Annotated in this window: 16 protein-coding genes; 5 read left to right on the top strand and 11 right to left on the bottom strand. The window is 63.1% G+C overall.

Annotation, left to right across the window (positions count from 1 at the left end):
* Window positions 1–13: 13 nt before the first annotated feature.
* The 4 genes from L1O02_RS21470 to ppsA form a co-directional block, all read right to left on the bottom strand.
* On the bottom strand, window positions 14–1,009 hold the full coding sequence (locus tag L1O02_RS21470) for a zinc transporter ZntB (protein WP_235758671.1): 996 nt from the start codon (window positions 1,007–1,009) through the stop codon (window positions 14–16).
* Between the two features lie 25 nt (window positions 1,010–1,034).
* On the bottom strand, window positions 1,035–1,526 hold the full coding sequence (rraA, locus tag L1O02_RS21475; protein ID WP_009042919.1) for a ribonuclease E activity regulator RraA: 492 nt from the start codon (window positions 1,524–1,526) through the stop codon (window positions 1,035–1,037).
* A 253-nt stretch (window positions 1,527–1,779) separates the two neighbouring features.
* Window positions 1,780–2,769, bottom strand: a complete 990-nt coding sequence (locus tag L1O02_RS21480; RefSeq protein ID WP_060842925.1) for an alpha/beta fold hydrolase — start codon at window positions 2,767–2,769, stop codon at window positions 1,780–1,782.
* A 101-nt stretch (window positions 2,770–2,870) separates the two neighbouring features.
* Complete coding sequence (ppsA, locus tag L1O02_RS21485) at window positions 2,871–5,246, bottom strand: phosphoenolpyruvate synthase (RefSeq protein WP_060838285.1); 2,376 nt, start codon at window positions 5,244–5,246, stop codon at window positions 2,871–2,873.
* Between the two features lie 174 nt (window positions 5,247–5,420).
* Between ppsA and L1O02_RS21490 the strand changes: the two genes are divergently transcribed.
* Complete coding sequence (locus L1O02_RS21490) at window positions 5,421–6,239, top strand: pyruvate, water dikinase regulatory protein (RefSeq protein ID WP_016964354.1); 819 nt, start codon at window positions 5,421–5,423, stop codon at window positions 6,237–6,239.
* A gap of 74 nt (window positions 6,240–6,313) precedes the next feature.
* On the opposite strand, the gene L1O02_RS21495 is transcribed toward L1O02_RS21490, so the two are convergent.
* Entirely contained in the window at window positions 6,314–7,738 is a 1,425-nt protein-coding gene (locus L1O02_RS21495) for a PLP-dependent aminotransferase family protein (protein WP_235758673.1), read from the bottom strand.
* Window positions 7,739–7,831: 93 nt separating this feature from the next.
* Between L1O02_RS21495 and L1O02_RS21500 the strand changes: the two genes are divergently transcribed.
* Window positions 7,832–8,800, top strand: coding sequence for a DMT family transporter (locus L1O02_RS21500; RefSeq protein ID WP_060838284.1), 969 nt, complete (start codon window positions 7,832–7,834; stop codon window positions 8,798–8,800).
* 110 nt (window positions 8,801–8,910) lie between these two features.
* Here L1O02_RS21500 and prpD read toward each other — a convergent pair whose 3' ends face one another.
* From prpD to L1O02_RS21530, 6 genes are all read right to left on the bottom strand, one after another.
* Complete coding sequence (prpD, locus tag L1O02_RS21505; protein WP_235758675.1) at window positions 8,911–10,395, bottom strand: 2-methylcitrate dehydratase; 1,485 nt, start codon at window positions 10,393–10,395, stop codon at window positions 8,911–8,913.
* Window positions 10,396–10,678: 283 nt separating this feature from the next.
* On the bottom strand, window positions 10,679–11,869 hold the full coding sequence (gene prpF, locus L1O02_RS21510) for a 2-methylaconitate cis-trans isomerase PrpF (RefSeq protein WP_060838282.1): 1,191 nt from the start codon (window positions 11,867–11,869) through the stop codon (window positions 10,679–10,681).
* A 61-nt stretch (window positions 11,870–11,930) separates the two neighbouring features.
* The gene (gene acnD / locus L1O02_RS21515) at window positions 11,931–14,525 is read right to left on the bottom strand and encodes a Fe/S-dependent 2-methylisocitrate dehydratase AcnD (protein ID WP_060838281.1); all 2,595 of its coding nucleotides are present in this window, start codon (window positions 14,523–14,525) and stop codon (window positions 11,931–11,933) included.
* 200 nt (window positions 14,526–14,725) lie between these two features.
* A complete protein-coding gene (gene prpC / locus L1O02_RS21520) occupies window positions 14,726–15,853 on the bottom strand; it encodes a 2-methylcitrate synthase (protein WP_235758677.1) in 1,128 nt (375 codons plus the stop codon).
* A 161-nt stretch (window positions 15,854–16,014) separates the two neighbouring features.
* Window positions 16,015–16,908 carry a methylisocitrate lyase gene (gene prpB, locus L1O02_RS21525; RefSeq protein WP_011060181.1) on the bottom strand — a complete coding sequence of 298 codons (894 nt, stop codon included), beginning with the start codon at window positions 16,906–16,908 and terminating at the stop codon, window positions 16,015–16,017.
* Window positions 16,905–17,627, bottom strand: a complete 723-nt coding sequence (locus tag L1O02_RS21530) for a GntR family transcriptional regulator (protein ID WP_060838279.1) — start codon at window positions 17,625–17,627, stop codon at window positions 16,905–16,907. Before L1O02_RS21530 ends, prpB begins: the two co-directional genes overlap by 4 nt.
* Window positions 17,628–17,894: 267 nt before the next feature.
* On the opposite strand from L1O02_RS21530, the gene L1O02_RS21535 reads away from it, so the two are divergent.
* From L1O02_RS21535 to L1O02_RS21545, 3 genes are read left to right on the top strand one after another with little or no spacing between them, the layout of a single operon-like run.
* A complete protein-coding gene (locus L1O02_RS21535) occupies window positions 17,895–18,431 on the top strand; it encodes an ATP-dependent zinc protease (protein WP_060838278.1) in 537 nt (178 codons plus the stop codon).
* Between the two features lie 5 nt (window positions 18,432–18,436).
* Window positions 18,437–19,969 (top strand): inactive transglutaminase family protein, encoded by a 1,533-nt coding sequence (locus L1O02_RS21540; protein WP_235758678.1) that lies wholly within the window; start codon window positions 18,437–18,439, stop codon window positions 19,967–19,969.
* Window positions 19,969–20,955, top strand: coding sequence for an alpha-L-glutamate ligase-like protein (locus tag L1O02_RS21545; RefSeq protein WP_060838276.1), 987 nt, complete (start codon window positions 19,969–19,971; stop codon window positions 20,953–20,955). The genes L1O02_RS21540 and L1O02_RS21545 overlap by 1 nt, the downstream gene beginning before the upstream one ends.
* Window positions 20,956–21,059 lie beyond the last annotated feature (104 nt).

Here is a 21,059-nt window from a genome sequence, read left to right on the forward strand (position 1 = left end):
ACATGACGCATCATCACACCCAGCGCAAACGGCGGAACAACCACCATTGTCCGAGGGCCACCGCCACCAGCAGCAGGCAGGCGACGATGAATCCATAGGGGCTCGCGGAGAACGGAATCCCGCCGACGTTGATCCCCAGAAGACCGGTGAGAAAACTCATGGGCAGGAAGATCCCGGTGATGATCCCGAAGCGGTACATGGTGCGGTTCATGCGCACGCTCAAGCGCCGGTCTTCGGCCTCCAGCACAAGCCCCACGCGCTCTCGGGTCAGTTCCAGCTCTTCCAGGTAGCGGGTCAGGCTGTTGTGCAACTCATTCCAGTAGTCACCATCGTCGACGGCAAACCAGGGCAGTTTTATCCGACTCAACTGGGCAAAAATATCCCGTTGCGGAGCCAGGAACCGCTTCAGCCCGGCAGCCCGGCGCCGGATCTGCAAAATGCTGCCATGCTCCGGGGTATACCGTTCGTCGGCATCCAGTTTTTCTTCTTCGACATCGACCACTTCAGACAGGTCGCTGACCAGATGCTGCACCTTATGGGTCAGATACTCGGCCATATAAAGGAGCAGTTCGGCAGCGGTTTTCGGCCCCTTGCCTTCGGTCAGTTGCAGCAAAAGCTCGTCAGTGGCGCGCAAAGGCCGCAGACGCAGGGAAATCACCCGCTTGGAAGAGGCGAAGATCCGCACCGACACCATATCCTCAGGCTCGGCCCCCGGATTGAGATTGATGCCGCGCAAGAACAGCAGCAACTCCGAGTCGGGCAAGGACAGCAGGCGCGGCCGGGTATTTTCCTCCAGCAGCAGATCACAGCTGAATTCGCTCAGGCCGCTGGAGCGGCGCAGCCAGGTCTGGGTTTGCGGATGACTGCGATCCCAGTGCAGCCACAGGCTTTCATGGGCCTGCAGCTGCAGATCGTCGAGCTCAGTCCGGGCTATCGAACGCGCACCACCTTCACCATCCAGCACCAGGGCATGCACCAGCCCCCATTGCGCGTTGTCTTCCTCGAACATCCTCATCCCTTGTCAGGCCAATGGTTTATTCAGGCATCTTCAGTGGGCTTGGCGAGACGATCACGCCGTTGTTGTCGGCGTAGACATATTCACCCGGACGGAAAGTCACACCGGCAAAGGTCACTGCCACATTGAGATCGCCGATGCCGCGCTTGTCGGTCTTCATCGGATGACTGGCCAGGGCCTGAACCCCGAGATCGGTCTGGGCGATGACATCCACATCACGGATGCACCCGTAGATCACCAGGCCTTCCCAGCCATTTTTCGCCGCCTTCTCGGCCAGCATGTCTCCCAGCAGCGCACGGCGCAGGGAACCGCCGCCATCGACCACCAGCACCTTGCCGTGTCCCTTGAGCTCCACTTGCTCCTTGACCAGCGAGTTGTCCTCGAAGCACTTGATGGTGACGATTTCACCACCAAAGGAATCGCGACCGCCGAAGTTGCTGAACATGGGTTCAACCACCTGCACCAGGTCCGGATAGGCGTCGCACAGGTCGGGAGTGAGGTAATGATTCATCGAGAAACTCCTGTAGCAGAAAGAACACGATCGAAGGTATCGGCCATTTCAGGGGGCCATTCTGGACATACGAGTCCGGCAAGCCGAGGTTTAACCTGCCCCTCAAAGCAGCAGATCAGCCTGTCGCGCATCTGCAGCCCTGCCACCTGAACGGAAAGTCGACTCAATAACTGAATGTGACCAGAACAGCACAATGCGTCATATCTTAGCCGCAAGCGCTATCCAACGAAATGCCCTTGTCAGAGCCCTCGCTTCAAACCTCAGCCACCTGCTCGCCAGCAGAAGCCAGCAACGGCGTCTGCTGATCCTGGAGCCAGCGCGCCACCAATGGCCAGACCTCGGCCTGCGCCGGCTTGCTCACCAGCATCTCGACATGGCCGAAATTGCTACTGAACCCTAGCTCACGCCCCAGGCAGATAAATTGTTTCTGCTCACTGGCCAACTGATCGAACAACTTGCGACAGGCCCAGGTCGGATCCTGATGATCCCCGGCGGCACTGACCGCCAGTACCGGCACCGTCACCTGCGCCAGCCCGGCCCACCAGTCCTGGTCGGCATCGCCAAAGCGACCGAACAGGCCGTGCCAGCGCATGCTTTCCAGGGCCAGGCCAATAGGCTCGTCTTCCGGCCCGCGCTTGAGCCGAGAACCGGACAATTGGGCAAAGCGCTTGATGAGCAGGCGCCCGCCCCATTCCACCATGGGGATTTTCAACGGCCAGTAGGTCCGACTGATCTGGGTTCCGAAAAACGCCGCCGAAGCCACCCCCGCCTCGCCCAGGTACTGCCCGCCCAGCGCCGCCGCCAGGGTAGTGCCCCCCAGGGAATGACCGATCCAGTGGGGAATCTGGGCGCTTTGCTCACGGACAAAGGCGGCAATCGCTGGCAGATCGTAGCGCGCGTAGTCGGCCACCCGGTTCTTGCGGTAGTCGGCATTGCGGCGCGACAAGCCATGGCCGCGCATCTCGGGAATCCACACATCGAAACCGGCACGGGCCAGGTAGGCGCCAAGGCCCACGCCCTTGGGCGAATACCAGAAGCGCCGGTTGGAAAAGCTGCCGTGGAGCAGAACCACAGGCACGCCCCGGGCTTGCGGCTCATCCGCCAGCCCCAGACGGGTCACGGCCAGTTCGACCGAAGGGTCCGGACTGTTGCCGGGTTTCAAGCGATAGACATCTTCGCTGAGGTCGCCTCGACGCTCGGCACTGATCAAGGCGACGGGAAATAGGTTGCTGCTGCTTTGCATATTCTTCTTGCACAAAAAAGGGCGGCATCCAGAAGAAGCACGCCCTGCTTGAATCTTCAAGAGCCGGTCCGCCCAAGCGCGACCGGCTCTTCGTTCACCGATTACGCCGCGCCCTGACCTTCGGCCAGGAAGAACCAGGTTTCCAGCACCGAGTCCGGGTTCAGCGAGACGCTTTCAATGCCCTGTTCCATCAGCCACTTGGCCAGGTCCGGGTGGTCCGAAGGTCCCTGGCCGCAGATGCCGATGTACTTGCCGGCCTTGTTGCAGGCGGCGATGGCATTGGCCAGCAGCTTCTTGACCGCAGGATTACGCTCGTCGAACAGGTGGGCGATGATCCCCGAGTCACGGTCCAGGCCCAGGGTCAGCTGGGTCAGGTCGTTGGAGCCGATGGAGAAACCATCGAAGTACTCGAGAAATTCCTCAGCCAGGATGGCGTTGGAAGGCAGTTCGCACATCATGATCACGCGCAGACCGTTTTCGCCACGCTTGAGGCCATTTTCAGCCAGCAGATCAACCACTTGGCTGGCTTCGCCCAAGGTGCGCACGAACGGCACCATGATTTCGACGTTGGTCAGGCCCATCTCGTTGCGCACGCGTTTCAGCGCACGGCATTCGAGTTCGAAGCAGTCACGGAAGGATTCGCTGATGTAGCGCGAGGCGCCACGGAAGCCCAGCATCGGGTTCTCTTCTTCCGGCTCGTAGAGCTTGCCGCCGATCAGGTTGGCGTATTCGTTGGACTTGAAGTCCGACAGACGCACGATGACCTTCTTCGGAGTGAACGCCGCAGCCAGGGTGCTGATGCCTTCCACCAGCTTGTCGACGTAGAAATCCACAGGATCGTGGTAGCCGGCAATACGCTTGTCGACGCTGTCCTTGATCTCTTGCGGCAGCCCGGCGTAGTTCAGCAGCGCCTTGGGGTGCACGCCGATCATGCGGTTGATGATGAACTCCAGGCGGGCCAGGCCCACGCCGGCGTTCGGCAACTGGGCGAAGTCAAAGGCGCGGTCCGGGTTGCCGACGTTCATCATGATCTTGAACGGCAGTTCCGGCATGGCGTCTACCGAGTTCTGCTTGATGTCGAAGCCCAGTTCGCCTTCGAAGATCAAGCCGGTGTCGCCTTCGGCGCAGGAAACGGTCACGCCCTGGCCATCCTTGAGCAGCTCGGTGGCGTTGCCACAACCCACTACCGCCGGAATCCCCAGTTCACGAGCGATGATCGCCGCGTGGCAGGTACGACCGCCACGGTTGGTGACGATGGCGCTGGCGCGCTTCATCACTGGCTCCCAGTCCGGGTCGGTCATGTCGGAAACCAGCACGTCGCCGGCCTGGACCTTGTCCATCTCGGAAACGTCCTTGATGATCCGCACCTTGCCGGCGCCGATGCGCTGGCCGATGGCACGGCCTTCCACCAGGACGGTGCCGGTTTCCTTGAGCAGGTAGCGTTCCATGACGTTGGCCTGGGTACGGCTCTTCACGGTTTCCGGACGGGCCTGGACGATGTACAGCTTGCCGTCGTCGCCATCTTTGGCCCACTCGATATCCATCGGGCACTGGTAGTGCTTCTCGATGATCATCGCCTGCTTGGCCAGCTCGCTGACTTCGGCGTCGGTCAGGCAGAAACGTGCGCGATCGGCCGCGTCCACGTCCACGGTCTTCACCGAGCGACCGGCCTTGGCCTCGTCGCCGTAGATCATCTTGATCGCCTTGCTGCCCAGGTTGCGGCGCAGGATGGCCGGACGGCCGGCTTCAAGGGTGTTCTTGTGGACGTAGAACTCGTCCGGGTTGACCGCGCCCTGGACCACGGTTTCACCCAGGCCATAGGCACCGGTGATGAACACCACGTCACGGAAGCCCGATTCGGTGTCGAGGGTGAACATCACGCCGGCAGTGCCGGTTTCCGAACGCACCATGCGCTGCACACCGGCAGACAGGGCCACCAGCTTGTGGTCGAAACCCTGGTGTACGCGGTAGGAAATGGCGCGATCGTTGAACAGGGAGGCAAACACTTCCTTGGCGGCACGGATCACGTTGTCCACGCCACGGATGTTGAGGAAGGTTTCCTGCTGGCCGGCGAAGGAGGCATCCGGCAAGTCTTCGGCGGTGGCCGAGGAACGCACGGCCACGGCCATTTCCGGGTTGCCGGCCGACAGCGCGGCGAAGGCGGTACGAATCTCGGTGTTCAGGCGCTCGGGGAACTCGGCTTCCATGATCCATTGACGGATCTGCGCGCCGGTCTTGGCCAGGGCGTTGACGTCATCGACATCCAGCGCATCGAGGGCGGCATGGATCTGGTCGTTCAGACCGCTCAACTCAAGAAAATCACGATAAGCCTGAGCTGTCGTGGCAAAGCCACCAGGGACCGATACGCCCGCACCTGCGAGGTTGCTGATCATCTCGCCCAGGGATGCGTTCTTGCCCCCCACATGCTCAACATCGTGTTTGCCGAGCTTATCGAGGGAAACTACGTACTCTACCAAGGTGATCTCTCCACTAACTGTGTTGGAAAAGCTCAGAAGCCGGCTGCTCGGGGGAGCGTTTGCCCGCTATATGGCCTGGACCTGGAAAATAAGTGAGAATGCGGGCCATTCCCGGCCGACAAATCGCGCCTATCATATCCAAGAATCGTCACTAGCTTAAGGCCCAAGCCGCAAATGAAACGATCTGCTTTCTTTATTTCCGACGGTACCGGTATCACAGCGGAAACCCTCGGCCAGAGCCTGTTGGCGCAGTTCGAAAACATTACCTTCAGCAAATTCACGCGGCCGTACATCGACAGCATGGAAAAAGCGCGGGCCATGGTACAACAAATCAATATGGCCGCCGAAAAAGACGGCCATCGGCCGATCATTTTCGACACCATCGTCAATCAGGACATTCGTGAGATTCTCGCGACCTCCAATGGTTTCATGATCGACATCTTCTCGACCTTCCTCGCGCCCCTGGAACAGGAGCTCAGCGAGCACTCCTCCTACTCCGTCGGCAAGTCCCATTCCATTGGCCACAACTCCAACTACATGGAGCGGATCGAGGCGGTGAACTTCGCCCTGGACAACGACGACGGCGCCCGCACCCACTACTACGACAAGGCCGACCTGATCCTGGTGGGCGTGTCGCGCTGCGGCAAGACCCCAACCTGCCTGTACATGGCCATGCAATTCGGCATCCGCGCGGCCAACTACCCGCTGACCGAAGAAGACATGGAGCGCCTGCAACTGCCCAATGCCCTGCGCGCCCACAAGCACAAGCTGTTTGGCCTGACCATCGACCCCGACCGCCTCACCGCGATCCGCAACGAGCGCAAGCCCAACAGCCGCTACTCCAGCTACGCCCAGTGCGAGTTCGAAGTCCGCGAAGTGGAGAACCTGTTCCGCCGCGAAAACATTCCCCATATCAACTCCACGCATTTCTCGGTGGAAGAGATCTCGGCCAAGATCCTCGTGGAAAAAGGCGTGGAGCGCCGCTTCAAGTAGGCCGCGCCACGGCTTCAGCCCGCCCGATGTGGCAAGGAATCGTCCCTGCCACAAGGCTTGCCCCCATCACCCCGTCACCACCCCGGCAATCCGCGCTCCTGGTGTAACGCCGTCGCCAGGGCAGCAAAGCCCTCGGTCAGTTTCCGATCATCGGCCGTGGTGTTGCAGACACTGGCACGAATGAACTGCGGCACCGCCGCCTGACCCACGGCAAAGGTCTCGGCAGTGGCCACCAGATAGTGCTGCTGCTTCAGGTGCGCCTCGATCTCCGAGGCCCGCCAGGGCTCGGGAACGCGGATCCAGAAATGCGGGCAGGCCTCTGGACTGCGCCATTGCAACCCCTGTAGCAGCCCCACCACCAACCCCTTGCGCCGGGTGATCTCGAGCATTTGCTGCTGACGCAGGCGTTCGGCAATACCGTTGTCGATCCAACCGGCAGCCAGCTCCAGGGCGAGCGGCGTGGCCATCCAGCAGGTCGCCCGCAGCGCGGCGGCCAATCGTCCCACCAGCGGCGCCGGCCCGCACAGGAAACCGACCCGCAACCCCGCGGCCACGGCCTTGCTCAAGCTGCTGATCAGCACCGTGCGCTCAGGGGCAAAATGCGCCAGCGGCGCCGGCCGCCGGGCCATCAGCACCGCGTGGGTTTCGTCCTCCAGAATCAACAGGTTATGCCGCCGGCAGACGTCGGCGATCGCCTCCCGGCGCGCCGCGGACTGCACCGCGGTGCTGGGGTTCTGCAAGGTCGGCGTGCAATACAGGGCCGCCAGTCGGTGATGCCGGCACGCCTCTTCCAGCGCCTCGGGCAGCAGCCCCTGCTCATCCATGGGCAGGCCCAGCAACTTGATCCCCTGCATCCGTGCGGTACTGATCAGGCCCGGATAGGTCAGGTGCTCGGTGGCCAGGGTATCCCCGGCCTTGAGCAGCGCCAGCAGGGCGATATGCAAGCCGTGCTGGGCGCCGTTGACGCAGATCACCTGCGAGGCATCGACCTGCAACCCTGCCTGGGTCAGCCAGCGCGCGCCGGCCTCGCGATAGCGCGCCAGCCCGACCTCCGGGCTGTAGCGAGCCACCTCCAGCAGCCCTTGGGGATCGTCCGCCAGCGCCCGCAGGCCCTGAGCGAGCAAACGGCTCTCCGCCCCGGGAATATGCGTATTGCGGCTCATGTCGAACAGCGCGGGCGACTCGTCCCCGACGTGACGAAACCCCGCGTCGCGCGAACGCTGCAAGCCGTCCTGACGCACGTAGGTGCCATCACCGACCCGCGCCACCACCTGCCCCATGCGCTCCAGTTCGGCATAGGCGCGACTGATGGTGCCAATGGTCACCCCCAGTTGATCGGCCAGCTGCCGATGGGGAAACAGCTTGCTGCCAGGGGCCAGCAGCCCCTGGTCAATGCCCTGATCCAGTGCGTCGGCCAGGCGCTTGTACTTGGGCCCCGCCCCTTCGTGCAAGGCGGAACGCAACATTGACACCATGTCAATACTTACTTTGACAGCCATCATTTACCCCAATAACGTGCTTTACAGGTTCAATCACCGGAAATGACCCGCTCAATATAGGGGTCAATTACCGATCACGAAAGGAGTGTCAGCGTGACCACAACCACCACGGCAGCACCGACCGCTCAAGTGCCTGCGCGCCACTGGCTCGCCACCCTGGTGACCTGCACCCTGTTCCTGATTGTCTGCCTGAGCTGGGGCACCACCTGGCTGGGGATCAAGGTGGCCGTGGCCAGCACGCCGCCCCTGACCGCGGCCGGGCTGCGCTTCTTGATCGCCTTTCCGCTGTTTGCCTGCTTTGCCTGGCTGCGCCGCGAGCCGCTGATGTTCCCCAAGGGCAGCCGCGGTTTCCTGCTGTTCGTCACCCTGTGCTATTTCAGCCTGCCCTATACCTTGCTCAACTACGGCGAGGTGCACGTGTCCTCGGGACTGACCGCCCTGCTGTTCAGCTGCATGCCGGTGTTCATCCTGATCTTTTCCGCCCTGCTGCTGCGGGAAAAAATCCACCTGGCGCAGGTACTCGGCATCGCCGTCGGCTTTGCCAGCCTGTTCCAGATCATCCGCGGCCAGGGCCTGCTCAACGATCACAACGAACTCTCGGGAGTGCTGGCGATTCTCGGCGCGGCGCTGCTGCATGCCTTGTGCTACGTCGTCACCAAGAAACACGGGAGCGCCATCAGCGTCATCACCTACAACGCCCTGCCCATCGGCATCGCCGGCCTGCTGCTGTGCCTGGCCGGCCTGTGGATGGAAAACCCGGATTACTCGGCCATCAGCCCCCGCTCCTGGGGCGCCCTGCTGTACCTGGGACTGGTCGCCTCGGTGGGCGGGTTTATCGTCTACTTCTTCCTGCTCAAACGCCTGAATCCGGTGATCCTGTCCTTCGTCTTCATCATCTTCCCGGTGTTCGCAGTGATCATCGGCGCCTGGTACGAAGGCCTGAGCCTGTCCAGCGATCTGCTGCTGTATGCCTCGACCCTGCTCGGCGGCTTCGCCATCACCAAATTGCCGCTGGATAAATGGCTGTCCAAAACAGCCGCCCAACCCCAGGAAAATCCGTAAGAGCGTGCTTGCTCGCGATGCTTCTGAGGGCACCCCGTTCGCCCGGCAAGTCCGCGTCATCCTTGACGTGCTTCGCGAGCAGGCTCGCTCCTACAAGAGAGGGAACGGCCTCAGATCACCAGCAGGTCGACGAACCGGTGCACCGGCGTCGCCTGCAGCCGTGCCGGGTCCTTGCACAGCCGGAAAATCTGCGTCGCGCGCTGGGCGGTGAAGCGCGTGGCCAGGTTGGCCTTGAACTTGCCTTCCAGCAGCGGGATGCCTTCGGCGCGGCGGCGCCGGTGGCCGATGGGGTATTCCACCGCCACCTGTTCAGTGCTGGAGCCGTCCTTGAAGAACACCTGGATCGCGTTGGCGATCGAGCGCTTGTCGGCTTCCAGGTATTCCCGGGTGTAACGCGGGTCCTCGACGATCTGCATCTTCTCGCGCAACTGGTCGATGATCGGGTGCGCGGCGTGAAAGTCGTCCTCATAGTGCTCGGCCACCAGGGTGCCGAAGGCCAGGGGCACGGCGGTCATGTATTGCAGGCAGTGATCGCGATCGGCGGCATTGGCCAGCGGCCCGACCTTGGAAATGATGCGGATCGCCGACTCATGGGTGGTGATGACGATGCGGTCGATTTCGTGCAGGCGATTGCGCACTTTCGGATGCAGGATCACCGCCGCCTCACACGCGGTCTGCGCATGAAACTCCGCCGGGAAGCTGATCTTGAACAGCACGTTTTCCATCACGTAGCTGGCGTATTCCTGCGCCAGCTTGAACTGCCGCTGGCCCTCGGGCTTGAGCGCCAGGTCCTTGTTGGTATGGCTGAACAGCACGTCATAGAAACCCCACTGCGGCGCGCTGAGCACCCCGGGAATGCCCATCTCGCCGCGCAGGGCGATATCCGCCAGGCGCACCCCGCGACTGGTTGCATCCCCCGCCGCCCAGGATTTGCGTGAACCGGCATTCGGCGCATGACGGTAGGTGCGCAGCGCCTGGCCATCGACGAAGGCCTGGGACAGCGCCGCCAGCAGTTGCTCGCGATCGGCCCCCATCAGTTGGGCGCAGACGGCGGTGGAGGCGACTTTCACCAGCAGCACATGATCGAGCCCGACGCGGTTGAAGGAGTTTTCCAGGGCCATCACGCCCTGAATCTCATGAGCCATGATCATCGCCTTGAGCACATCGCTCATGGTCAGCGGCGCCTCGCCATTGGCCACGCGCTTTTGCGACAGGTGATCGGCCACTGCCAGAATCCCGCCGAGGTTGTCCGAAGGATGCCCCCACTCGGCCGCCAGCCAGGTGTCGTTGTAGTCCAGCCAGCGCACGATGCAGCCGATGTCCCAGGCCGCCTTTACCGGGTCGAGGCGGTAGCTGGTACCGGGCACCCGCGCACCAAAGGGCACCACGGTGCCTTCGACGAACGGCCCCAGGTGCTTGGTGCATTCGGGAAAACGCAAGGCCAGCAGGCCGCAGCCCAGGGTGTCCATCAGGCAGTTGCGAGCGGTGTCGAGGGCTTCTTGGGAGTCGATGGAATAGGTCAGGACATAGTCGGCGATGTCCTGCAGGACCTGGTCGTACTCGGGACGGTTGTTCAGGTCTACGTTGGCGCTCATGAGGGCTTCACTCCTGTTGCAAGGTTGTGGGTAGCGGTGATTCCTCGGGTACAGGTCAATAACGGCATCGCAGGTCTGCGCCTGCTCAGCGATTCAATAACAACGTCACGCTTGGCGGTGGTGGCGAGGGAGCTTGCTCCCGCTGGGTGGCACAGCCGCCCCAAAGGCGGTCCATGCGTTGCAACAGGTCAATCGCGAACTCAGGGCTTACAACCGCTACGCGGCCGAGCGGGAGCAAGCTCCCGCGCCACCTTAAGCCCCGCCACCACCGACACTACTCTGCTTAGAAACTGTCGCCAGGCACTCGCACCCAGCCTTCCATCAGCACCCGCGCGCTGCGGCTCATGATGGCCTTGACCACGGTCCAGTCATCGCCGTTCCGGGTGGCTTCGGCGCCAACGCGCAAGGTGCCCGAAGGGTGGCCAAAACGCACCGCGCTGCGCGCACCACCACCGGCCGCCAGGTTGACCAGGGTCCCCGGAATCGCCGCCGCGGTGCCGATGGCGACCGCGGCGGTGCCCATCATCGCGTGGTGCAGCTTGCCCATGGACAGGGCCCGCACCAGCAGGTCGACGTCCCCGGCCTTGATCGCCTTGCCGCTGGAGGCCTGGTAATCCGCCGGCGGCGCGACAAAGGCCACCTTCGGCGTGTGCTGGCGCTGAGCGGCTTGGTCCAGGTGCTGAATCAGGCCCATGCGCAGGGCACCGTGGGCGCGGATGGTCTCGAACATCGCCAGGGCCTTGGGGTCGCCATTGATGTCGCCCTGCAGTTCGGTGCCGCGATAACCGATGTCCGCCGCGTTGACGAAGATCGTTGGAATCCCGGCGTTGATCAGGGTCGCCTTGAAGGTGCCGACACCGGGCACTTCCAGGTCGTCCACCAGGTTGCCGGTGGGGAACATCGAACCGCCGGCGCCCTCCTCCTCGGCCGCCGGATCGAGAAACTCCAGTTGCACTTCGGCCGCCGGAAAGGTCACGCCGTCCAGCTCGAAATCACCGGTTTCCTGAACCTCGCCATTGGTGATCGGCACGTGGGCGATGATGCTCTTGCCGATATTGGCCTGCCAGATACGCACCACCGCCACGCCGTTCTGCGGAATGCGCGCCGGGTCCACCAGGCCGCTGCTGATGGCGAACGAACCGACCGCCGCCGAGAGGTTGCCGCAGTTGCCGCTCCAGTCGACGAAGGCCTTGTCGATGGCCACCTGGCCGAACAGGTAGTCGACGTCGTGATCGGCCTTGATGCTCTTGGACAGGATCACCGTCTTGCTGGTGCTGGAGGTGGCGCCGCCCATGCCGTCGATCTGCTTGTCATAGGGATCGGGGCTGCCGATCACCCGCAACAGCAGGGCATCGCGGGCCGCGCCCGGCAGCTGGGCCGCCTCGGGCAGGTCCTTGAGGTTGAAGAACACGCCCTTGCTGGTGCCGCCACGCATGTAGGTGGCGGGAATCTTGATCTGCGCTACAAATGCCATGAATTTCAGGTCCCGATAATGACCGGGGGCGGTGCCTTGCGGCCCGCCCCCGGTACGTTGCTTAGCTGGCTACGGCCGATTCCAGGAAGTCCTGGGCGAAGCGTTGCAGCACCCCACCCGCCTCGTAGATCGACACTTCTTCGGCGGTGTCGAGGCGGCAGGTGACCGGCACCTCCAACCGCTCGCCGTTGCGGCGGTTGATCACCAGGGTCAACTGCGCCCGTGGCGTGCGTTCGCCGATCACGTCGTAGGTTTCAGTGCCGTCGATGCCCAGGGTCTTGCGGTCGGTGCCCGCGAGGAACTCCAGCGGCAGCACGCCCATGCCCACCAGATTGGTGCGGTGGATGCGCTCGAAGCCTTCGGCGACGATGGCTTCCACGCCCGCCAGGCGCACGCCCTTGGCCGCCCAGTCGCGGGACGAACCCTGGCCGTAGTCGGCGCCGGCAATGATGATCAGCGGCTGCTTGCGCTGCATGTAGGTTTCGATGGCTTCCCACATCCGCGTCACTTTGCCTTCCGGCTCGATCCGCGCCAGGGAGCCCTGCTTGACCTTGCCGTTTTCCTGGACCATTTCATTGAACAGTTTCGGGTTGGCGAAGGTCGCACGCTGGGCGGTCAAGTGGTCGCCACGGTGGGTCGCGTAGGAGTTGAAGTCCTCTTCCGGCAGGCCCATTTTCGCCAGGTACTCACCGGCCGCACTGTCGAGCATGATGGCGTTGGACGGCGACAGGTGGTCGGTGGTGATGTTGTCCGGCAGCACTGCCAGCGGGCGCATGCCCTTGAGGCTGCGCTCCCCGGCCAGCGCCCCTTCCCAATAAGGCGGACGGCGGATGTAGGTGCTCTGCGGGCGCCAGTCGTACAGCGGCTCGACTTTCGGGCCGGTGTCTTCGTGGATGGCGAACATCGGGATGTAGACCTTGCGGAACTGCTCCGGCTTGACCGCTGACTTGACCACGGCGTCGATCTCTTCGTCGCTCGGCCAGATGTCCTTGAGGCGGATTTCCCGGCCGTCGGCATCCAGGCCCAGCACATCCTTTTCGATATCGAAGCGGATGGTGCCGGCAATCGCGTAGGCCACCACCAGCGGCGGCGAAGCCAGGAACGCCTGCTTGGCATAAGGGTGGATGCGCCCGTCGAAATTGCGGTTGCCCGACAGCACGGCGGTGGCGTACAGGTCGCGATCGATGATCTCTTTCTGGATCACCGGGTCCAGGGCGCCGGACATGCCGTTGCAGGTGGTGCAGGCAAAGGCCACCACGCCAAAGCCCAGCTGCTCCAGCTCATGGCCCAGGCCGGCTTCTTCCAGGTACATGGCCACGGTTTTCGAACCCGGGGCCAGGGACGACTTGACCCACGGCTTGCGGGTCAACCCCAGCTTGTTGGCGTTGCGCGCCAGCAGGCCGGCGGCGATCACGTTGCGCGGGTTGCTGGTGTTGGTGCAACTGGTGATGGCGGCGATGATCACCGCGCCGTCGGGCATCTGCCCCGGCACTTCGGACCACTGCCCGGCAATGCCCTTGGCCGCCAGGTCGCGGGTGGCGACTCGGGCGTGGGGGTTGCTCGGCCCGGCCATGTTGCGCACCACCGACGACAGGTCGAACTGCAGGCCGCGCTCGTAACGCGCGCTCTTCAGGCTGTCGGCCCACAGGCCGGTGTGCTTGGCGTAGCTCTCTACCAGACGCACTTGTTCGTCTTCACGACCGGTGAGCTTGAGGTAGTCGATGGTCTGCTGGTCGATGTAGAACATCGCCGCGGTGGCGCCGTATTCCGGGGCCATGTTGGAGATGGTGGCGCGGTCGCCCAGGGTCAGGGCCGCGGCGCCTGCGCCAAAGAACTCCAGCCAGGCCCCGACCACTTTCTGCTTGCGCAGGAACTCGGTCAGCGCCAGCACCATGTCGGTGGCGGTGATCCCCGGTTGCAGCTTGCCGGTGAGCTCGACGCCGATGATTTCCGGCAGGCGCATCCACGAAGCGCGACCGAGCATGACGTTCTCGGCTTCCAGGCCGCCGACGCCGATGGCGATCACGCCCAGGGCATCCACGTGGGGGGTATGGCTGTCGGTGCCGACGCAGGTATCAGGGAAGGCCACCCCGTCGCGCACCTGGATCACCGGGGACATTTTCTCCAGGTTGATCTGGTGCATGATGCCGTTGCCCGGCGGGATCACGTCGACGTTCTTGAAGGCCTTCTTGGTCCAGTTGATGAAGTGGAAACGGTCTTCGTTGCGCCGGTCTTCGATGGCGCGATTCTTGTCGAAGGCGTCCGGGTCGAAACCGCCGCATTCCACGGCCAGGGAGTGGTCGACGATCAGCTGGGTCGGCACCACCGGGTTGACCAGGGCCGGGTCACCGCCCTGATCGGCGATGGCGTCGCGCAGGCCGGCCAGGTCCACCAGCGCGGTCTGGCCGAGGATGTCGTGGCACACCACGCGGGCCGGGAACCACGGGAAGTCCAGGTCGTCGCGGCGCTCGATCAGTTGCCCGAGGGAGGCGTTGAGGGTCGCCGGATCACAGCGACGCACCAGGTTTTCCGCCAGTACGCGGGAGGTGTAGGGCAGGCTGTCGTAGGCCCCGGGCTGCAGCGCATCGACCGCCGCACGGGCGTCGAAATAGTCCAGCTGGCTGCCGGGCAGCGTCTTGCGAAATTCAGTGTTCATGGTCAGGGGACTCGATCACGGTAGTTTCAAAGGGAGCGTCCGGCACGGGGCTGAATGGGCATCCATCCGTTGTGGGGGCGAGCTTGCTCGCGATGACTGAATCCGATCCGACATCGCTGTCAGCTGATCCATCGCGATCGCGAGCAAGCTCGCTCCTACAGGTGTGGAGCATTCAAGCCACAGCGCCGGCGCCCTCCCGGTCAGCGGCGTTCGATTGGCACGAACTTGCGCTGTTCAACGCCGATGTACTCGGCGCTTGGACGGATGATGCGGTTGTTGCCCCGCTGCTCGAACACGTGGGCGGCCCAGCCGGTCAGGCGCGAGCAGACGAAGATCGGAGTGAACAGCTTGGTGGGGATGCCCATGAAGTGGTACGCCGAGGCGTGGTAGAAGTCGGCGTTGGGGAACAGCTTCTTCTGCTCCCACATGGTCTTGTCGATGGCTTCGGACACCGGGAACAGCACCTTGTCACCGACTTCGTCAGCCAGCTGCTTCGACCAGCCCTTGATCACCTCGTTGCGCGGGTCGCTGTCTTTGTAGATCGCGTGGCCAAAGCCCATGATCTTGTCCTTGCGCTCCAGCATCCGCAGCAGTTCGGCGGTCGCCTCTTCAGGGCTGTGGAAGCGCTCGATCAGCTCCATGGCCGCTTCGTTGGCGCCACCGTGCAGCGGGCCACGCAGCGAACCGATGGCGGCGGTGATGCACGAGTACAGGTCCGACAGGGTCGAGGCACAGACCCGGGCGGTGAAGGTGGAGGCGTTGAACTCGTGCTCGGCGTAGAGAATCAGCGAGACGTTCATCACCTTGACGTGCAAGTCGCTGGGCTTCTTGCCGTGCAGCAGGTGCAGGAAGTGGCCACCAATGGTCTGCTCGTCGCTGACGCAGTTGATGCGCACGCCTTCATGACTGAAGCGGTACCAGTAGCACATGATCGCCGGGAAGGCCGCCAGCAGGCGGTCGGTGACATCGTGCTGCTGGGAGAAGTCCTTCTCCGGCTCGATGTTGCCGAGGAACGAGCAACCGGTGCGCATCACGTCCATCGGATGGGCCTGGGCCGGAATCCGCTCCAGCACTTCCTTCAGGGCTTGCGGCAGATCCCGCAGCTTGCTCAGCTTGGCGCTGTAGGCGGCCAGCTGTTCCTGGGTCGGCAGGTCGCCGTACAGCAACAGGTAGGCGACTTCCTCGAACTGCGCATCGGCCGCCAGTTCGCGCACGTCATAGCCGCGGTAGGTCAATCCGGCACCGGCCTGGCCCACGGTGGACAGCGCGGTTTGCCCGGCGACCTGGCCGCGCAGACCTGCACCACTCAATACTTTTGCTTCGGCCATTGCTCTCTCCAATCTTGAATTTGTTAGGGACTTGGCAACTTCGTTGGTCGGGACTCACCCCGACACTGTAGGAGCGAGCTTGCTCGCGATCCAGGCCCGCGCGCCCCAGCGAGTCAGGGGCTGCGCGTCAGCGTTGACGGCCATCGCGAGCAAGCATTCATTCAACCTTTCTTCTGTGCGAACAGCGCGTCGAGCTTCTGTTCGAAGCTGTGGTAGTCGATGCGCTCGTAGAGCTCCATGCGGGTCTGCATGGTGTCGATCACGTTCTGCTGGGTGCCGTCGCGACGGATCGCGGTGTAGACGTTTTCCGCCGCCTTGTTCATGGCACGGAACGCCGACAGCGGGTACAGCACCAGGGAAACATCCACGGATTTCAGTTGTTCGGTGGTGTACAGCGGGGTCGCGCCGAATTCGGTGATGTTGGCCAGGATCGGCGCCTTCACCCGGTCGGCGAAGATCTTGTACATCTCAAGCTCGGTGATGGCTTCCGGGAACACCATGTCGGCACCGGCCTCGATGCACGCCGCGGCGCGCTCCAGGGCCGATTCCAGGCCTTCCACCGCCAGGGCGTCGGTGCGCGCCATGATCACGAAACTGTCGTCGGTGCGGGCATCCACCGCGGCCTTGATGCGGTCGACCATTTCCTGCTGGGAGACGATCTCCTTGTTCGGGCGGTGACCGCAGCGCTTGGCGCCGACCTGGTCTTCGATATGAATCGCCGCGGCGCCGAACTTGATCATCGACTTGACGGTGCGCGCCACGTTGAAGGCCGAGGAGCCGAAGCCGGTGTCCACGTCCACCAGCAGCGGCAGGTCGCAGACGTCGGTGATGCGGCGCACGTCGGTGAGGACGTCGTCGAGGCCGGTGATGCCCAGGTCAGGTACGCCGAGGGAGCCTGCGGCGACCCCGCCACCGGACAGGTAGATGGCCTTGAAACCGGCGCGCTTGGCCAGCAGGGCGTGGTTGGCGTTGATCGCGCCGACCACTTGCAACGGCTGTTCGCTGGCGACCGCATCGCGGAAACGCTGGCCTGGAGTGCTCTTGTTGGAACTCATGACTCACCTCGTGGAGTGGCTGTCTGATGGGCGCTGTCCTGGTAGTGACGCGCAATATTGCGTTTCGAGGCGCCGATGTGGCGGCGCATCAACAACTCGGCCAGTTCGCCGTCGCGATCGGCAATGGCATCGAGAATCCGGTGGTGTTCGGCAAAGGCCTGGTGCGGGCGGTTGGGGGTCGCGGAAAACTGGATGCGGTACATGCGCACCAGCTGATACAGCTCGCCACAGAGCATCTGCGTGAGGGTGCGATTGCCCGCGCCCTGGATGATCCGGTAGTGGAAGTCGAAATCCCCTTCCTGCTGGTAGTAGCCGACGCCGGCCTGGAACGCCGCATCGCGCTCGTGGGTATCGAGCACCCGGCGCAGTTCGTCGATCTCCTCGCCGGTCATGCGCTCCGCCGCCAGGCGACAGGCCATGCCTTCCAGGGATTCGCGGATTTCGTAGAGTTCGATCAGTTCGGCGTGGCTCAGGGACACCACCCGGGCGCCGACATGGGGCACCCGCACCAGCAGGCGCTGGCCTTCCAGGCGGTGGATGGCCTCGCGCAACGGGCCACGACTGATGCCGTAGGTTCGGGCCAATTCCGGTTCGGAGATCTTGCTGCCCGGGGCGATCTCGCCCTTGACGATGGCGGCCTGGATACGCCGGAAGACGTTTTCGGACAGGGTTTCAGAATCGTCCTGCGCCGGCAGCGGATGTTCCAGTTGATCCAGCATATTGTCGACACCTTGAAAATCAATGAGGCAAAAACTAGCCAATACCCCGAAAACAGTCAAAGGAAAAATTGAGATTGTCGACAATCGTCTAATAACCCTTTGCACCAAAACGAGACAAAAGGCCCGCCCCCAGCCCTGGCGCGGCAAAACCAGCATGCTAGAATGCCGCCCGCATTGGCCTGTCATCTTTTTATGGCACGCACACGAGGGAGCTTGCGCAGCAATGCCGGTCGCCTTGAATTGAAGAACCCATGCCCATCAGGATCTATGAGACTCAAGGCCCTCCCCCCCCTCCTCTGCCTGCTTGCCCTTCCCGGCATCAGCGCCGCCGCCGGCAAGACTGTCTACGGTTTGAATGAATACGCACGGTTGTCGGACATTGACCTGGAAGTCGCGGCCAAGCTCGACACCGGCGCCAAGACCGCGTCCCTGAGTGCCCGCGACATCAAGCGCTTCAAGCGCAATGGCGAATCCTGGGTGCGTTTCTACCTGGCCATCGACACCGCCCACAGCCACCCCATCGAGCGGCCTCTGGCCCGGGTCAGCAAGATCAAGCGCCGCGCCGGCGACTATGACCCCGATGAAGACAAGAACTACACCGCCCGGCCGGTGATCGCCCTGGATGTGTGCATGGGCAGCGCCTTGCGCAGCATCGAAGTGAACTTGACCGACCGCAGCGCCTTCCAATACCCGCTGCTGATTGGCTCCGAAGCCCTGAAACGCTTCGATGCCCTGGTCGACCCCAGTCTTAAATACGCTGCTGGCAAACCCGCCTGCGCCACCGACGCTCATACCGCAGAGTAATTCCAATGCGCTCTCTTACCCTTCATCTGAAAGTCCTGATCGCCATCCTGGTGGTGCTGGGCATTTCGATCACGGCCTATCAGATCTTCGTGCTGGGCATTCCAGTGACCGAAGACGCCACCGACGATCTGTGGAACATCGATGCCAAGGTCGAGTTCGTCGCCAACGGCAAGGACCCGATCAAGATCCAGATGTTCGTGCCGCCCCTGAGCCGCGACTACGTGAGCCTCAACGAGAGCTTCATCTCCAACAACTATGGGGTGGCGGTGAACCGCGTCGACGGCAACCGCAAGGTCACCTGGTCGGCGCGCCGGGCCAAGGGCAACCAGACCCTGTACTACCGCCTGGTGCTGACCAAGCGCTACAGCGCCGAGAAATCCAAGATCAAGGGCCCGACCTTCCGCGACAGCATGGCCGTGGAAGGCCCGGAAAAGATTGCCGCCGAAGCCTTGCTGGCGCCGATCCGCCAGCACTCGGCGGACGTCGAGACCTTCATCAGCGAAGCCATCAAGCGCGTCAACAACGCCAATGACGACAACGCCAAGCTGCTGCTGGCCGGCGACACGTCCAGCGCCAACAAGGCCAAGATCGTCGAGCTGCTGCTGTCCATTGCCCATGTGCCGATGGAGAAGGTCCACACCATCCGCCTGGTGGCCGACCAGCCGCAGACTCCGGAGCTCTGGCTGCGCAGCTTCAATGGCACCGACTGGCTGTACTTCAACCCGGAAACCGGCGAGCAGGGCATGCCCAGCGACCGCCTGCTGTGGTGGACCGGTGACGACAACCTGATCACCGTCGATGGCGGCAAGAAAGCCAACGTCACCTTCAGCCTCAACAACAGCGAAATGAACGCCATTCGCCTGGCCAAGCTGACCGACGAGAACACTGACGCCAACTTCCTCGAATACTCGCTCTACGGCCTGCCGCTGCAGACCCAGCAGACCTTCATGATCATGGTGATGATCCCCATCGGCGTGCTGGTGATCCTGGTGTTGCGCAACCTGATCGGCCTGCAGACCCTGGGCACCTTCACCCCGGTACTGATCGCCCTGGCGTTCCGCGAAACCCAATTGGGCTTCGGCATCGTGCTGTTCACGGTGATCACCGCGCTCGGGCTGTCCCTGCGCTCCTACCTGGAACACCTGAAACTGCAGATGCTGCCGCGGCTGTCGGTGGTGCTGACCTTCGTCGTGGTGCTGATCGCCGCCATCAGCCTGTTCAGCCACAAGCTGGGCCTGGAGCGCGGCCTGTCGGTGGCGCTGTTCCCGATGGTGATCCTGACCATGACCATCGAACGCCTGTCCATCACCTGGGAAGAGCGCGGCGCCGGCCATGCGATGAAAGTCGCCATCGGCACCCTGTTCGCCGCGTCCCTGGCGCACCTGATCATGAGCGTGCCGGAGCTGACGTACTTCGTCTTCACCTTCCCGGCGATGCTGCTGATCCTGGTGGGCTTCATGCTGGCGATGGGTCGCTATCGCGGCTACCGCCTGACGGAGCTCGTGCGTTTCAAAGCCTTCGCCAAGGCAGACTCCTGATGTTCGGCCTGTGGAAGACCTGGAAAGCCCTGGAAGCGCGGGGAATCATGGGCATCAACCGGCGTAACGCCGACTACGTGCTCAAGTACAACAAGCGCAGCCTGTATCCCATCGTCGATGACAAGATCATCACCAAGGAGCGGGCGATCAAGGCCGGCATCCATGTGCCGGAACTGTACGGGGTGATCTCCACCGAGAAGGAAATCGACAAGCTCGACGCGATCATCGGTGAACGCAACGACTTCGTGATCAAGCCGGCGCAAGGCGCCGGCGGTGACGGCATCATTGTGATCGCCGACCGCTTCGAGGGCCGCTATCGCACGGTGTCGGGCAAGATCATCAGCCACGAGGAAATCGAGCACCATATCTCCAGCATCCTCACCGGCCTGTACTCCCTGGGCGGCCACCGCGACCGCGCGCTGATCGAGTACCGGGTGACCCCGGACCAGATCTTCAAGAGCATCAGCTACGAAGGCGTGCCGGACATCCGCATCATCGTGCTCATGGGCTATCCGGTGATGGCCATGCTGCGCCTGCCGACCCGCCAGTCCGGGGGCAAGGCCAACCTGCACCAGGGCGCCATCGGCGTCGGCGTCGACCTGGCCACCGGCCTGACCCTGCGCGGCACCTGGCTGAACAACATCATCACCAAGCACCCGGACACCACCAACGCCGTGGACGGCGTGCAACTGCCCTACTGGGACGGTTTCATGAAGCTGGCGGCCGGTTGCTATGAGCTCTGCGGCCTGGGCTACATCGGCGTGGACATGGTCCTGGACCAGGACAAGGGCCCGCTGATTCTCGAACTCAACGCCCGTCCCGGGCTGAACATCCAGATCGCCAATGACTGCGGCCTGACCCAGCGTACCCACGCCATCGAAGCCCACCTTGAGCAACTCAAGACCCGCGGCATCGTGGAAAGCGTCGAAGAGCGGGTGCGCTTCGCCCAAGAGCTGTTCGGCCACATTCCGCCGGTGGAAGGCTGATAACGGCTGCCGCGGGGTGCGAAGGCAACTTTCGCCGCCTGCGGCAGCGGCTACAGGTCGGTGAATGCGCCGTGAATCAGGCAATCGCCGACATCCCCTCTAGG

The organism is Pseudomonas sp. BC42 (assembly GCF_021560055.1).
Taxonomy (GTDB): domain Bacteria; phylum Pseudomonadota; class Gammaproteobacteria; order Pseudomonadales; family Pseudomonadaceae; genus Aquipseudomonas.